The sequence below is a fragment of the Caballeronia zhejiangensis genome, assembly GCF_022879815.1.
Lineage (GTDB): Bacteria > Pseudomonadota > Gammaproteobacteria > Burkholderiales > Burkholderiaceae > Caballeronia > Caballeronia zhejiangensis.
This window is the reverse complement of the sequence record NZ_CP084283.1, coordinates 2,937,558-2,952,288: the sequence shown is the minus strand read 5'-3', so window position 1 is coordinate 2,952,288 and position 14,731 is coordinate 2,937,558. Positions and strand designations below refer to the sequence as shown.

Annotated in this window: 14 protein-coding genes; 11 read left to right on the top strand and 3 right to left on the bottom strand. The window is 63.0% G+C overall.

Annotation, left to right across the window (positions count from 1 at the left end; genetic code table 11):
* Positions 1-11: 11 nt before the first annotated feature.
* Positions 12-788, bottom strand: a complete 777-nt coding sequence (locus LDZ23_RS14160) for a phytanoyl-CoA dioxygenase family protein (protein WP_008352350.1) — start codon at positions 786-788, stop codon at positions 12-14.
* Positions 789-1,105: 317 nt separating this feature from the next.
* Between LDZ23_RS14160 and LDZ23_RS14155 the strand changes: the two genes are divergently transcribed.
* Entirely contained in the window at positions 1,106-1,456 is a 351-nt protein-coding gene (locus LDZ23_RS14155; RefSeq protein ID WP_174447735.1) for a hypothetical protein, read from the top strand.
* Between the two features lie 13 nt (positions 1,457-1,469).
* Here the strand turns inward: LDZ23_RS14155 and LDZ23_RS14150 are convergent, their stop codons facing one another.
* Together LDZ23_RS14150 and metK are read right to left on the bottom strand one after the other, a co-directional pair.
* Positions 1,470-2,585: an alkene reductase gene (locus tag LDZ23_RS14150; RefSeq protein WP_008352352.1), complete on the bottom strand. Its 1,116-nt coding sequence runs from the start codon at positions 2,583-2,585 to the stop codon at positions 1,470-1,472.
* A gap of 124 nt (positions 2,586-2,709) precedes the next feature.
* Positions 2,710-3,897, bottom strand: a complete 1,188-nt coding sequence (metK, locus tag LDZ23_RS14145) for a methionine adenosyltransferase (RefSeq protein WP_008352353.1) — start codon at positions 3,895-3,897, stop codon at positions 2,710-2,712.
* A gap of 254 nt (positions 3,898-4,151) precedes the next feature.
* Between metK and LDZ23_RS14140 the strand changes: the two genes are divergently transcribed.
* The 10 genes from LDZ23_RS14140 to ada all read left to right on the top strand — a co-directional run bounded on the left by LDZ23_RS14140 (position 4,152) and on the right by ada (position 14,713).
* Positions 4,152-5,036, top strand: a complete 885-nt coding sequence (locus LDZ23_RS14140) for a lipid A biosynthesis lauroyl acyltransferase (RefSeq protein WP_008352354.1) — start codon at positions 4,152-4,154, stop codon at positions 5,034-5,036.
* A gap of 50 nt (positions 5,037-5,086) precedes the next feature.
* Positions 5,087-5,968: a diaminopimelate epimerase gene (dapF, locus tag LDZ23_RS14135; protein WP_008352356.1), complete on the top strand. Its 882-nt coding sequence runs from the start codon at positions 5,087-5,089 to the stop codon at positions 5,966-5,968.
* A 15-nt stretch (positions 5,969-5,983) separates the two neighbouring features.
* Positions 5,984-6,703 carry a DUF484 family protein gene (locus LDZ23_RS14130; protein WP_008352358.1) on the top strand — a complete coding sequence of 240 codons (720 nt, stop codon included), beginning with the start codon at positions 5,984-5,986 and terminating at the stop codon, positions 6,701-6,703.
* A gap of 2 nt (positions 6,704-6,705) precedes the next feature.
* Positions 6,706-7,632, top strand: a complete 927-nt coding sequence (gene xerC / locus LDZ23_RS14125; RefSeq protein WP_008352360.1) for a tyrosine recombinase XerC — start codon at positions 6,706-6,708, stop codon at positions 7,630-7,632.
* Between the two features lie 35 nt (positions 7,633-7,667).
* Positions 7,668-8,867: a class I SAM-dependent rRNA methyltransferase gene (locus LDZ23_RS14120; protein ID WP_008352362.1), complete on the top strand. Its 1,200-nt coding sequence runs from the start codon at positions 7,668-7,670 to the stop codon at positions 8,865-8,867.
* A gap of 110 nt (positions 8,868-8,977) precedes the next feature.
* Positions 8,978-10,051, top strand: a complete 1,074-nt coding sequence (locus tag LDZ23_RS14115; protein ID WP_008352364.1) for a CobW family GTP-binding protein — start codon at positions 8,978-8,980, stop codon at positions 10,049-10,051.
* Positions 10,052-10,619: 568 nt separating this feature from the next.
* Entirely contained in the window at positions 10,620-11,036 is a 417-nt protein-coding gene (dksA, locus tag LDZ23_RS14110) for an RNA polymerase-binding protein DksA (RefSeq protein ID WP_008352366.1), read from the top strand.
* Positions 11,037-11,393: 357 nt separating this feature from the next.
* Positions 11,394-11,930, top strand: coding sequence for an ATP-dependent protease subunit HslV (hslV, locus tag LDZ23_RS14105; RefSeq protein WP_008352368.1), 537 nt, complete (start codon positions 11,394-11,396; stop codon positions 11,928-11,930).
* A gap of 12 nt (positions 11,931-11,942) precedes the next feature.
* Positions 11,943-13,295: an ATP-dependent protease ATPase subunit HslU gene (gene hslU / locus LDZ23_RS14100; protein WP_008352370.1), complete on the top strand. Its 1,353-nt coding sequence runs from the start codon at positions 11,943-11,945 to the stop codon at positions 13,293-13,295.
* Between the two features lie 335 nt (positions 13,296-13,630).
* Positions 13,631-14,713 carry a bifunctional DNA-binding transcriptional regulator/O6-methylguanine-DNA methyltransferase Ada gene (gene ada, locus LDZ23_RS14095; RefSeq protein WP_008352371.1) on the top strand — a complete coding sequence of 361 codons (1,083 nt, stop codon included), beginning with the start codon at positions 13,631-13,633 and terminating at the stop codon, positions 14,711-14,713.
* Positions 14,714-14,731: the final 18 nt, after the last annotated feature.

The following is a 14,731-nucleotide window of genomic DNA, read 5'->3' as shown; positions in this document are numbered from 1 at the left end:
ACGATGCGACGTCAGACGAGCGGCACTTCCGGCTTCGACGCCGAGCGCGTGCCGGGCAGCGCCGCGTTGCTCGCGCCGCGATATGTGAACACGAGCGAGAACTTCACCTGATCGGTGAGGTTCTTGCCCGCCGAATGCAGCGTGTTGCAGTGGAAGAACACGACGTCGCCCGGTTCCAGCGCGGGCGACACCGCCGTGCGGATCAGCGCGGCATTCTCGGGCAAGTCGGAGCGGAAGAATTTCGCGTCGTCGAAGCGATCCGATGTGAACGGCAGCTTGTGCGACATCGGCACGAACCACAGCGCGCCGTTTTCCACCGTTTCGTTGCCGAGCGCGACCCACGCGGAAACGAGATCGTCGCGCTCGAACGCCCAGTAGCGCACGTCGCGATGCCAGCCGGTCAGGCTGCCGTACGCCGGGTGCTTCGTCATCATGCAGTTGTGATGCGCGCGCGACAAATACGGCGTCTCGCCGAAATACAACTCCATCCATCCGCGCACTTCCGGCGATGTCGCGAACTCCGCGTAAAGCGGATGCCGCGCGTAGGCGTCGAGCAGGCGGCGCACGGTGTGTCCGCCGGGCGCGTCCTTCGAATCCGGCGCGCCGGGATATTTCAGATCGGCCTCGAACTCGACCGGCGCGGCGGCCTCGGCGAGTTGCCGGCGCGCGACTTCGAGCATCGCGTCGCGGCGTTCCTGCGAAACCAGCCCTTTCACGATCACGTAGCCGTTTCGACGCAGCTCGTGCACCTGTTCCTTCTTCGATTTCAGCAGGTTTTGATCAGACATTTCAGTTCTTGGCTCCGGCGGCTTTCGAATTTATTCATGCCGTCGACGCTATATCCGGAATTGGGGCGAATACGGGGATTGTAAATCCGGCAGCGCAGGAAGGCCCATGCAAGAACGCTTCCGCCGATTTTTATAAGCAGCCGCTTCATGAAACGGCAGGGAAAACGCGGACTTACCCGGGTAATACGGGTCCTGTACATTGATCCGCATCAATTCGGTGCAACTTCGCAATTGCTGTTGAATCGAAGCGTTGAACTTCATTTTTGAGACGACTATCGTCGAGTCTGCTTCCACGCAAACCGACCTTTCCCGCCGACATGAACCACCGAATCGCTATCGGACTTACTCGCGTCGCATCGCGAGCCGCGCGTCCTGCGCGCCGCGGCATGATCCGCGCGCTGCGCCATCACTCCACCCGCACGCAATTGCTCGCCGAGCAACTGAAGAACGTGCATCCGGTCGACGGCATCCGGTCGTGGTTCCGCGGGTTCTTCTTCAATCTGCGCGTGCGCGCGGCCTCGCGCCGGGTGTCGTTGCGCGCGCTGTTGCGCCGTCCGGTGCAGTTGCGCGCGCCCGCGCCGAAGCCGAAAGCGGCTGCGCTGACGAGCCGTCGTCCGCGTCGCGTGTCGGCGACGAGCGCCGGCTGGTACGCGTTCGCGGCGCGCTGAATCGCGCAATCCCTCACTTGCGCTCGGCCTCGTCGAGCGTCGGATAGTCCGTGTAGCCTTTCTCTCCGCCGCCGTAGAACGTCGCCTCGTCGGGCGCGTTGAGCGGCGCGTTCATCCTGAAGCGCTCGACCAAATCCGGATTCGCGAGAAACGCGCGACCGAAAGCCACGGCGTCGGCTTCGCCTCGTTCGATGCGCGTATTGGCTTCTTCCGCGGTGTATTCGCCGCAGACGATGATCGCGCCGTCGTAAGCCTCGCGCAGCGCGTCTCGATAGCCGTCCGAAAGCGGCGCGCCGCCGGCCCAATCGCCTTCCGCCAGATGCAGATACGCGATGCCGATGCGCTTCAGCTCGCGCGCCAGATACAGCGATGACGCTTCGCCTTCATCGTCGTGCAGATCGAATCCCGTGAAGTTCGGCGATATCCGGATGCCGACGCGATTCGCGCCCATCACGCCCGCGACCGCCTCCAGCACATCGACGACCAGCCGCACGCGATTTTCGATGCCGCCGCCGTACTCGTCGGTGCGATGGTTGGTGCCCGTCGCCATGAACTGATGCAGCAGATAGCCGTTGGCCGCGTGGACTTCGATCATGTCGAAATCGGCGCGCTTGGCGCGATGCGCGGCATCGACGAACTGCAGCACGATGCCCGGCAACTCGCCGATCTCAAGCGCGCGCGGTGCGTCGGCGTCGGTCATGCCGTAGGTGCCGTCATCGTGTCTCACGAACACTTGCGTGTCGCGCGCGCGGATCGCGGACGGCGCGACGGGCGGCGCATCGCCCTCCTGCAGCGATCGATGCGACACGCGCCCCACATGCCACAACTGCGACGCGATGCGCCCGTGCCGCGCGTGAACCGCGCCCACGACGGCTCTCCATCCGGCTTCCTGCGCGTCGGAATAGATGCCGGGCGTCGCGACATAACCCTGACCTTGCCGCGAAACCTGCGTCGCCTCGGTCACGATGAGTCCCGCGCCCGCGCGCTGCGCGTAATAGTGCGCGTTCATTTCGCAAGGCACGTCGCCGGGCTGCGACGCGCGATTGCGCGTGAGCGGCGCCATCACCACGCGATTCGGCAGTTCGAGATTGCCGATTGTGACGGGAGAAAGAAGCGTTTCGAACGGCATGACGGCTCCGTGGATGATCGGTTTTGCCGTCCGGTTCGGTCGCAAGAAACGCGCCGCGCAGGCGAAAAAAAACCGGCAAGCGCGATGCTTGCCGGTTCTTGTCCCGCGCGTTCGGCGAATGGCGTTACGCCACGCTTGCGACCGGCTCCGTGCCCGCCGCTTCGGCCAGCATGAGCGCCTTGTCGGTGGCTTCCCACGAGAATTCAGGCTCTTCGCGGCCGAAGTGACCGTATGCCGCCGTCTTTTCGTAGATCGGGCGCAGCAGATCGAGCATCTGGATGATGCCCTTCGGACGCAGATCGAAATGCTCCAGAACGAGCTTCGTGATTTCGGCATCCGACACGCGGCCCGTGCCGAACGTGTTCACCATCACCGAAGTCGGACGTGCCACGCCGATTGCGTACGAAACCTGGATCAGCGCGCGCGATGCGAGACCGGCCGCGACGATGTTCTTCGCGACATAACGTCCCGCGTACGCCGCCGAGCGGTCGACCTTCGACGGATCCTTGCCCGAGAACGCGCCGCCGCCGTGCGGAGCCGCGCCGCCGTACGTGTCGACGATGATCTTGCGGCCCGTCAGACCGCAGTCGCCCTGCGGACCGCCGATGACGAAGCGGCCCGTCGGGTTCACCAGAAACTTGATGTCGCCCTTGATGAGTTCCTTCGGCAGCGTCGGCTTGATGACTTCCTCGATCACCGCTTCGCGCAGTTGCGGCAGGTCGATGTCCGGCGAATGTTGCGTCGACAGCACGACCGTATCGATGGAATGCGCGCGGCCATCGACATAACGCACGGTGACTTGCGACTTCGCGTCCGGACGCAGCCAGGGCAAACGGCCATCGCGACGAAGGTTTGCCTGACGCTCGACGAGGCGATGCGAAAGGTGGATCGGCAGCGGCATCAGTTCGGGCGTTTCGTCGCAGGCGTAGCCGAACATGAGGCCCTGGTCGCCCGCGCCCTGATCGAGATTGTCGTCGTGCGCCTTGTTCACGCCTTGCGCGATATCCGGCGATTGCTTGTCATACGCGACGAGAACCGCGCAGCCGCGATAGTCGATGCCGAAGTCGGTGTTGTCGTAACCGATGCGCTTGATGGTGTCGCGCGCGACCTGGATGTAATCGACGTTGGCGGTGGTCGTGATTTCGCCCGCGAGGACGACGAGACCGGTGTTGCACAGCGTTTCCGCGGCGACGCGCGAATATTTGTCCTGCGACAGAATGGCGTCGAGGATGGCGTCGGAGACTTGGTCGGCAACCTTGTCCGGGTGGCCTTCGGAAACGGATTCGGAAGTAAAGAGGTAGTCGTTCGACACGCTTCAGACTCCAATAAAAGTACGGTTGATATTCACGTAGCCGTCTTCTTTTGGAGTCTGAAGCGGCGACGCTTTAGCGGATGTGCTTCCAGGCCGGCGCTTCTCGAAAGTAAGAAGACTCCGACCCGCTTCGCCCCGCAAGTTGTCCATTAACTCGGCGAAGGTTTTATTATACCGGTTTCCTTAGTTTTCACAGAATTGACCCTTTTGACTTCCTCGGTCCCGCTCCACTCGTCCGCCCGCCGGAGCGAGTCATGCTAGGTCGTATCGGCGTGGCGCTCGCCATCGGTTTTCTCAAATTCCTCGCGGTGATTCCATACGGCATCACCGCGCGTTTCGGCGACGGCCTCGGCTGGCTGCTCTATCAGATTCCGAGCCGTCGCAAGCGCATCGTCCATACGAATCTGAAGCTGTGCTTCCCCGAGTGGTCCGACGAAAAACGCGAGGACATCGCGCAGAAGCACTTTCGGCACGCGATCCGCAGTTACGTCGAGCGCAGCGTGCAATGGTTCGGCTCCGCGAAGAAGCTCGAAAAGCTGATCGAAGTCGATAGCGCCATCGATCTCACCGATCCCGATCTTCCGCCCACGCTCTTTCTCGGACTGCATTTCGTCGGCATCGAGGCGGGCTCGATCTTTCTCAACTACTCGCTGCATCGGCGCTGCGGTTCGCTGTATCAGCCGTTTTCGAATCCGCAGATCGAGGAACTGGCGAAGAGACAGCGCGCCCGTTTCGGCGCCGACATGGCGAGCCGCGCCGACAGCGCGCGCATCGTGCTGCGCTGGCTGCGCGATCGCAAACCCGTGATGCTCGGCGCGGACATGGACTACGGCATGCGCAACTCCACGTTCGTGCCGTTCTTCGGCATCCCGACGTGCACGCTGACCGCCGTCGGCCGGCTCGCGAAGACGGGCAAGGCGCAGGTCGTGCCCTTCATCGGAGAAGTTTTGCCGAACTACAAGGGTTATCGGCTGAAAGTCTTCAAACCTTGGGAAAATTATCCGAGCGGCGACGACGAGGCCGACGCGCGCCGCATGAACGCGTTTCTGGAAGAGCAGATTCCGCGCATGCCCGAGCAATATTATTGGGTGCACAAGCGCTTCAAGACGCGCCCGCCGGGCGACCCGAGCTTTTATTGACGCCTGAATCGCGCGAAACGCGGCATCGCGGCTCACATACAATAGCGGCCATGAAACTGAAATTCACAAAAATGCAGGGCGCGGGCAATGACTTCGTCGTGCTCGACGGCTACACGCAGGCGCTCGATCTGTCCGCCGAACAGGTGCGCGCGCTCGCGAACCGTCATTTCGGCGTCGGCGCGGATCAGTTGCTGCTCGTGGAAAAGCCGACGATCGAAGGCGTCGACTTCAAGTACCGCATCTTCAATTGCGATGGCGGTGAAGTCGAGCATTGCGGCAACGGCGCGCGCTGCTTCGTGAAGTTCGTCCGCGACCGGCGTCTGACGGATGCATCGACGGTGCGCGTGCAGGTGCAAAACGGCGTCATCACGCTGACGATGCAGGAGAACGGCGAAGTCGTCGTCGATATGAGCACGCCGGTGTTCGATCCGCCGAAAGTGCCGTTCGACGCGCAAGGTCTCGAAGGCCGGAAGGAAGGCAACGACACGCTCTGGCCACTCGACGTGAACGGCTCGATCAACGACCGGCGCTGGATTTCCGTCGTGTCGATGGGCAATCCGCACGCGGTCCAGATCGTCGATGACGTCGAGGCGTATCCCGTTCTGACCGAAGGTCCGCTCGTCGAACGTCACGCGCGCTTTCCAAAGCGCGTCAATGCGGGCTTCATGGAGATCGTCGATCGGCATTCGGTGAAACTGCGCGTCTACGAGCGCGGCGCGGGCGAAACGCTCGCGTGCGGCACGGGCGCATGTGCGGCGGTGGCGGCCGGCATTCGCCGCGGCCGGCTCGATTCGCCCGTTCGCGTCGAGACGCACGGCGGCACGCTCACGATCAGCTGGGACGGCGCGAAGAACGAAACCGCCGCGCTCTTCATGGCCGGGCCCGCCGCAACGGTCTTCGAAGGCGAGATCGAGCTCGATCGCATCGTTTAACGCATACACGTCACCATGAATCCACGCGAAGTCGCCGACTATCTGCTCGACAACCCTGATTTCTTCGTCGAGCACGCGGAACTGCTCGGCACCATCCGGCTTTCGAATCCGCACGGCAAAGCGGCCGTGTCGCTGCAGGAACGCCAGATGGAAATGCTGCGCGACAAGAACAAGCAGCTCGAACGGCGTCTCGCCGAATTGCTGCGCTACGGCCACGAAAACGACAGCATCTCGACCAAGTTCAATCGCTGGACCGTGCGCGTAATCTCGCAGCGCGATCCGTACGCGCTGCCCGCGACCATCAGCAAGGGGCTGTGCGAAATCTTCGACGTGCCGCACGCCGCGCTGCGCGTGTGGGATATCGACGAAGCTTATCGCCAAGCCGATTTCGCCCGTCAGGTCGGCGAGGAAGTACGCCTTTTCACGACCGGTCTCGCCGCGCCGTACTGCGGCGTGAATACCGGCTTCGCCGCCGCGCAGTGGCTGGGCGCGGCGAACTCGGCATCGGCGACGGTCGCGCCGAGCGACGGCCCGTCCGACATCGACCGCAAGATCGAATCCGTGTCGCTCATCGCGCTGCGCGATCCGCAAGCCGGCCCGGATGCGCCGAGCTTCGGCCTGCTCGTCATGGGCTCGCCCGATCCGCGCCGCTTCCACGACGGCATGGCGACGGATTTCCTCACGCAGATCGGCGCGCTCGCGAGCGCCGCGCTGTCCCGCCTGCTGCCGCATTGACGATGAACGCCGCCGCCGACGTGATCGCCGACTATCTCGCGATGCTCGAGCATCAGCGGCATCTTTCCGAGCACACGCTGCGCGGCTATACGCACGAGTTGAGCGAGCTGCGCGCGCTCGCCAAGGATCGTCCACTGGAATCGCTCACATCCGCCGATATTCGCGGCGCGGTCGTGCGCGCGCACGCGAGCGGATTATCGTCGCGTTCGATCGCGCATCGGCTGTCGGCATGGCGCGCGTTCTATCGATGGCTCGCCGAGCGCGTCGAGATGCCCGCGAATCCGGTCGCGACGGTGCGCGCGCCCAAGCGCGAAAAGACGCTGCCGAAGGCGCTCTCCGTCGATGACGCCGCGAGGCTGATGGACGCGCCGCAAGCCGATACGACCGAAGCGCTGCGCGATCACGCGATACTCGAACTGTTCTACTCGTCGGGTCTGCGGCTCGCGGAACTGGTCGGACTGGACGTTCGCCACGTCGACACTGCCGAACACCGGTCCGAAGGCTGGATCGATCTGGAAGGCGCCGAAGTCACGGTGCTCGGCAAAGGTAAGCGGATGCGCAAAGTGCCGGTCGGCAGCAAGGCGGTCGAAGCGCTGCGCGCCTGGATCGCCGTGCGCGACGAATTCGTCAAGCTCGAACCGCACGCGCTCTTTCTCTCGGTGCGCGGCAACCGCATGTCGCCCGGCGTGGTGCGCGAACGCGTGAAGCGGCTCGCGCTGCTCGCGGGCATTCCGTCGAATGTGCATCCGCACGTGCTGCGGCATTCGTTCGCCACGCACGTCCTGCAATCGAGCGGCGACCTGCGCGCGGTGCAGGAACTGCTCGGGCATGCAAGCATCACGGCCACGCAGATTTATACATCGCTCGATTTTCAGCACCTCGCCCGCGTCTACGATGCGGCGCACCCGCGCGCGAAGAAGCGCGATTAACTCCGCGAGCGCCCTGCGCGCCGCCTCGGCTTGCAATGGACACCATCACGCTCAAACCGGCGAAGGACAAGTCGCTCGTCCGCCGCCATCCGTGGATTTATGCGAACGCCATCGCGCGCATCGACGGCAATCCCGCGCCGGGCGCGACGGTCGTCATTCGCGCGGCCGACGGACGCTTTCTCGCGCGCGCGTCGTACAGCCCGCAATCGCAGATTCGCGCGCGCGTCTGGACGTTCGATGAAAGCGAGCCCATCGATCACGCGTTCTTCAAGCGCCGCGTGCAGCGCGCGGTCGCGCATCGGCGCACGATGGTCAAGGACACCGGCGCGACGCGCCTCATATTCGGCGAAGCGGACGGCTTGCCGGGCCTGATCGTCGATTACTACGTCGCGGATACCGGCGATCACGCACAGCTCGTCTGCCAGTTCATGGCGACGGGCGTCGAGTCATGGAAAGCCGCGATCGTGCAGGCGCTCGTCGATGCGACCGGTTGCGCGAACGTCTACGAGCGCTCGGACGTGTCGATCCGCCAGAAGGAAGGTCTCGAACAGACGACCGGCGTGCTCGCCGGCGACGCGCCTCCGGCGACGCTCATCGCGAACGAATGCGGCGTGCGCTATCACGTCGACGTGCGCAATGGCCACAAGACGGGCTTTTACGTCGATCAGCGCGACAACCGCGTGCTCGTTGCGCAGAACGCGCAAGGCCGCGAAGTGCTCAACTGCTTCTGCTACACGGGCGGATTCTCGCTGGCCGCGCTGAAAGGCGGGGCGACGCGCGTGGTCTCCGTCGATTCATCGGGCGAAGCGCTCGCGCTCGCGCGGGAGAACGTGAAGGCCAACGGCTTCGACGCGGAGAAAGCCGAATGGCTAGACGCCGATGCGTTCAAGACGCTGCGCCGTCTCTACGACGAAGGCCGTCGCTTCGACCTGATCGTGCTCGATCCGCCGAAGTTCGCGCCGTCGAAGGAAACCGTCGATCGCGCCGCGCGCGCGTACAAGGACATCAATCTGAGCGGCTTCAAGTTGCTGCGTCCAGGCGGCCTGCTTTTCACGTACTCATGTTCCGGCGCGATCGATGCCGACTTGTTCCAGAAGATCGTCGCGAGCGCGGCGGCCGACGCACGCGCCGATGCGCGGATCCTCAAGCGGCTCGGCGCGGGCGTGGATCATCCGTTGCTGACGGCGTTTCCGGAAGGCGAGTATCTGAAAGGGCTGCTGTTGCAAATCGCGTGATCGGCCTCAGTTAAGGGCGATTCGCGAGCGAAGGGCGCACGAAGCGTCGGCTCCGCAAATATGTTCCAATATTCGATTCCGCGCGTTCCCCGAACTTAAAAGGCGACACCATGATTCCCGTAACCATCCTGACCGGCTTTTTGGGCAGCGGCAAAACCACGCTGCTCAAGCGCATCCTGAACGAGAAGCACGGCATGAAGATCGCCGTGATCGAGAACGAGTTCGGCGAAGAGAACATCGACAACGAGATCCTCGTGCAGGAGACGAACGAGCAGATCATCCAGATGAGCAACGGCTGCATCTGCTGCACGATCCGCGGCGACCTCGCGCGCGCGCTCGAAGACCTCGCGAACCGCAAGAAGGCGGGCACGCTCGATTTCGACCGCGTCGTGATCGAAACCACCGGCCTCGCGAATCCGGGTCCGGTCGCGCAGACGTTCTTCATGGACAACACCGTCGCCGACGAATTCCTGCTCGACGCGATCATCACGCTCGTCGACGCGAAGCACGCGAATGCGCAGCTCGACCAGCACGAAGTGGTGCAGCGTCAGGTCGGCTTCGCGGATCGCCTGTTCATCACGAAATCCGATCTCGTTTCCGCCGACGAACTCGAAGCGCTGAAGCATCGCCTGCTGCACATGAACCCGCGCGCGGCGATCAAGGTCGTGAATTTCGGCGACGCAGACATCAAGGAAATTTTCGATCTGCGCGGTTTCAATCTGAACTCGAAGCTCGAGATCGATCCGGATTTCCTCGCGGAAGACGATCACGATCATGACCACGCGCATGATCACGATCACGATCACGATCATTCGACCTGCGGTCACGACCACAGCCACGATCACGAGCACGGGCATCACCATCATCATCACGCGCATCACGACGACAAGATCAAGTCGTTCGTGTATCGCAGCGACAAGCCGTTCGATCCGAACCGCCTCGAAGACTTCCTCGGCGGCATTCTGCAGATTTATGGCGAGCGCCTGTTGCGCTACAAGGGCGTGCTCTATATGAAGGGCGTCGATCGCAAGGTCGTGTTCCAGGGCGTGCATCAGATGATGGGCAGCGATCTCGCCGGCAAGTGGATGCCGATCGAGAAGAAGAACAGCAAGATGGTGTTCATCGGCATCGAACTGCCGAAGGATCTGATCACCGACGGCCTCGACGCCTGCCTGGTGAAGTAATCCGGCATGCATCTCGCTTGGATTGCCGCGAATCACGCGGGGCGACAAAACGGGCACTGACACAGAACGCCGCCGCGAAGGGCTCGCGCGCGGCGTTTTTCATGTCCGACTTTCGGTGCGCGTATGTAGTCGCGCCCACCAAGCGTCATCGCTTTTTGCGCGTTCAGGCGTTATATTTTTGAAATTCCGGCGCAAATCGACAGGGTTTTCCGTAGGTTTAGTTGGAATTTGCGGTTCAGTTACAATACAGCCCCACTGGAGAAGGGCAGTTCCGCTGAATGCGCGTCTTCGAGGCGCTCGGCCAGCGGATCTTGGGAGAAGGGATGTCCCGTCGGGACGATGCCTCGATTTGCCGGGGGAAGGCAAATCAAGTCAAAGCACCGGGGCCGGAAATCCGGGGCCATGCGAATGCGCCCGGTCTTCCGGAGCATCATCCAATATCGGTTTCCAGAGGAGTTCGGCCCCGCATCGACGTGTCGCGTAGCCCCTAGCGTACGGATGCGCTGAATGCGGGTAACGCAAGTGCGGGCGTTGCGAAGACATCGCCCTACATTGAAGAAGCAAGCTGATGACAACGAAACTCTTGACCGAAGCCGAAATCCTGAAGATGAGCGAGAAGGACTACATGAACGAGGATCAACTCGCCTTCTTCAAGAACCGGCTCGAACAGTTGCAAGCGGACATTCTGAAGAATGCCGGCCAGACGACCGAGAACCTGCGGGAAACGGTGATCGTGCCGGACCCGGCGGACCGCGCGACCATCGAGGAAGAACATGCACTGGAACTGCGCACGCGCGATCGCGAACGCAAGCTTCTGAAGAAGGTGCAGCAGTCGCTCGCGCGCATCGAGTCCGGCGATTACGGCTGGTGCGAAGAGACCGGCGAGCCGATCGGCATTCCGCGCCTGCTCGCGCGTCCGACCGCCACGCTGTCGCTCGAAGCGCAGGAACGCCGCGAACTGCGTCAGAAGCTGTTCGGCGACTGAAATCGCTGTCGGCAGGCGAGCGTCGCGGGACCGCCCGCAACGGGGAAGACGCCGCCGCAAAAAAGTTGTGCAGAAGCAGTCGCATCGGCAAAAAGGCATCCAACGAAGGGATGCCTTTTTTGCTTTGTGCCCGGTAAAAACGGCGAGCGCCGATACCGTACGCCTTGATAAATCCGGCGTCGCCCTAAAATGAATCCGACGCGCGCCGCAAAAGCTTCATCGCGGCAAGCGCGAGCGCGGCGCCGTCCGCCTCGGGCCTCACGCCCGACGGAACCCCGCGCCGTGCACTCCATCGAATTCTCGACTGCGCGGCGGACTTTCATCGCCACGCATCGTCTGTTTATCCAAGGAACGCACATGGAACAATTTCACGGCACGACCATCGTCTCCGTGCGCCGCGACGGCAAGGTCGCGCTGGGCGGCGATGGTCAGGTGACGCTCGGCAATATCGTCATGAAAGGGGGCGCGAAGAAAGTGCGCCGCATCTATGGCGGCAAGGTGCTGGTCGGCTTCGCCGGCGGCACGGCCGACGCGTTCTCGCTGCTCGACCGCTTCGAAGCCAAACTCGAGAAGCATCAGGGCAATCTGACGCGCGCCGCCGTCGAACTGGCGAAAGACTGGCGCACCGATCGCATGCTGCGACGCCTCGAAGCCATGCTCATCACCGCCGACAAGGACAACACGCTCGTCATCACCGGCAACGGCGACGTGCTCGATCCGGAGCACGGCATCGCGGCGATCGGCTCGGGCGGCGCCTATGCGCAGGCTGCGGCGCAGGCGCTCATTGAGAACACCGATCTCTCGCCGCGCGACATCGTCGAGAAGGCGCTGACCATCGCCGGCGACATGTGCATCTACACCAACCACAATCGCGTCATCGAGACGATCGAATAAAGGACTTTTGCGATGACCACCATGACTCCCTCCGAAATCGTCTCCGAACTCGACAAGCACATCATCGGCCAGGGGCGCGCGAAGAAGGCGGTTGCCGTCGCGCTGCGCAACCGCTGGCGCCGTCAGCAGGTCGCCGAGCCGCTGCGTCAGGAGATCACGCCGAAGAACATTCTGATGATCGGGCCGACGGGCGTCGGCAAAACCGAAATCGCGCGGCGTCTCGCCAAGCTCGCGGACGCGCCGTTCATCAAGATCGAAGCGACCAAGTTCACCGAAGTGGGCTACGTGGGCCGCGACGTGGACAGCATCGTGCGCGATCTGATCGAGATTTCCGTGAAGCAGACGCGCGAATCCGAGATGAAGAAAGTCCGCACGAAGGCCGAAGATCGCGCGGAAGACCGCATCCTCGACATTCTTCTGCCGACGGCGCGGCCGGTCGGATTCGGCGCCACGAACGCGATCGAGTCGTCGGGCAGCGAAGGCGGCGACAACGCCACGCGTCAGACTTTCCGCAAGCGCCTGCGCGAAGGCGCGCTCGACGACAAGGAAATCGAGCTCGATGTGGAAATGCCGCAAGTCGGCATGGACATCATGGGGCCGCCGGGCATGGAAGACATGACCGAACAGATTCGCTCGATGTTCGCGAACATCGGCGGCGGCAAGAAGACGCGCCGCAAGGTGAAGGTCAAGGAAGCGCTCAAGCTGCTGACCGACGAAGAAGCCAGCAAGATGCTCAACGACGAAGAGGTCAAGAGCAAGGCGGTGCAGAATGTCGAGCAGAACGGCATCGTGTTTCTCGATGAGATCGACAAGATCGCGTCGCGCAGCGAGACGGGCGGCGCCGAAGTCTCGCGCGCGGGCGTGCAGCGCGACCTGCTGCCGCTCGTCGAAGGCACGACCATCAACACGAAGTACGGGATGATCAAGACCGATCACATCCTGTTCATCGCGAGCGGCGCGTTTCATCTCGCCAAACCGAGCGATCTGATTCCCGAACTGCAGGGGCGCTTTCCGATTCGCGTCGAGCTGGATTCGCTGTCCGTCGGCGATTTCGAATCGATCCTGAATTCGACCGATGCGAGTCTCGTCAAGCAGTACAAGGCGCTGCTGGCGACCGAAGGCGTCGAGCTCGACTTTGCGGAAGACGGCATCCGGCGTCTCGCGGAAATCGCGTTTTCGGTGAATGAGAAGACCGAGAATATCGGCGCGCGGCGGCTTTATACGGTGATCGAGAAGCTGCTCGAAGAAGTGTCGTTCGCGGCGGGCAATCATGCCGGCAAGCCTGTGCGAATCGACGCGCCGTATGTGGAACGAGCGCTCGGCGATGTGGCGCAAGACGAGGATTTGTCGCGCTACGTGCTGTAACGGCGGCGGAATCGTCTACGAGAAACCGGGCCACGCGCCCGGTTTTTTTCGCGCTGACGTTTCGAACACGCAAAAACCACGGACGAAAAAAAGCCCGCCTTAGTGGGCGGGCTGAATCCATATCAGGAGGAGACATGGAGGAGACAGTTCCAATCATACACAGCCACTTGATGCGACGCAATAGAAATTTCGGTAAAAACCCCTATGGCGTCCCTTTGTGGTATCTGAGCGTCACTTTTCGGATTTCGCGGACCGATGACAGAGCAAGAATCGGCGCGTAACCTCAGTTGGGCGGCTCTACAGTGGTCACGTACCCAAGAGCCATCGAGGTCGTCATGAAAACCGTCACGAACCCTGTTTTTTCCTCCGATGAAAGCCGCTGGCAAGCCGTCGTCGATCGCGACGAGCGCGCCGACGGTGCCTTCTTCTTCGCCGTTCGCACGACCGGCGTGTTTTGCCGACCATCGTGCGCGTCGCGTGCGCCGCGTCGCGAGAACGTCGAATTCTTTCCGACGACCGACTCCGCCGAACAAGCCGGATACCGCGCGTGCAAGCGCTGCCAGCCGACGAGCCTGCCGCGCGAACTCGCGATCGTCGAGCGCGCATGCAAGGTGCTCGACGCCGATCCGCAGCAACGCATGACGCTCGCGCAATTAAGCGACGCCGTGCACGTCAGCCCGTTTCACCTGCAGCGCCTGTTTTCGCGAATCGTCGGCATTTCGCCGCGTCAGTATCAGGCGGCGCAGCGTGCCGGCGTGCTGCGCGATGCGTTGCAGCGCGGCCGCGACGTCACACGCGCGACGCACGACGCCGGTTTCGGCTCGCCGTCGCGCATGTACGAGGCCGTGCCCGCGGAACTCGGCATGACGCCGTCCGCGTATAAGCGTCAGGGCGCTGGGCTGACCGTGCGTTACGCGACCGCCGCGACGCCGCTGGGTGCCGTGCTCATCGCCGCGACCGACAAGGGCGTCTGCAAGATCGCATTCGGCGACGACGCGCCCACGCTCGTCGATCAGCTCGCCGCCGATTTCGCGCAGGCCGAACGCGTCGAGGATGCCGCGAAACTGGAGCCGTTCATCGCGCAAATTCGCGCGTATCTGCAAGGCACGCGCGAGCGCTTCGATTTGCCGCTCGACATCGGCGCGACCGCATTTCAACGGCGCGTATGGGACGCGTTGCGGCGCATCCCGTATGGGCAGACGCGCAGTTACACCGAGATCGCCGAATCGCTCGGCGCGCCGCGCGCGGTGCGGGCGGTGGCGAATGCGTGCGCGTCGAATCCGGTGGCGCTCGCGATTCCGTGTCATCGCGTCATCGGCAAGGATGGCGCGATCGCCGGCTATCGCTGGGGCACGCCGCGCAAGGAAACGCTGCTCGAAACCGAACGCGCGCGCAACGAAACCAACAAGGTTGCATGAAGCAGGCGCGCTCGCCGT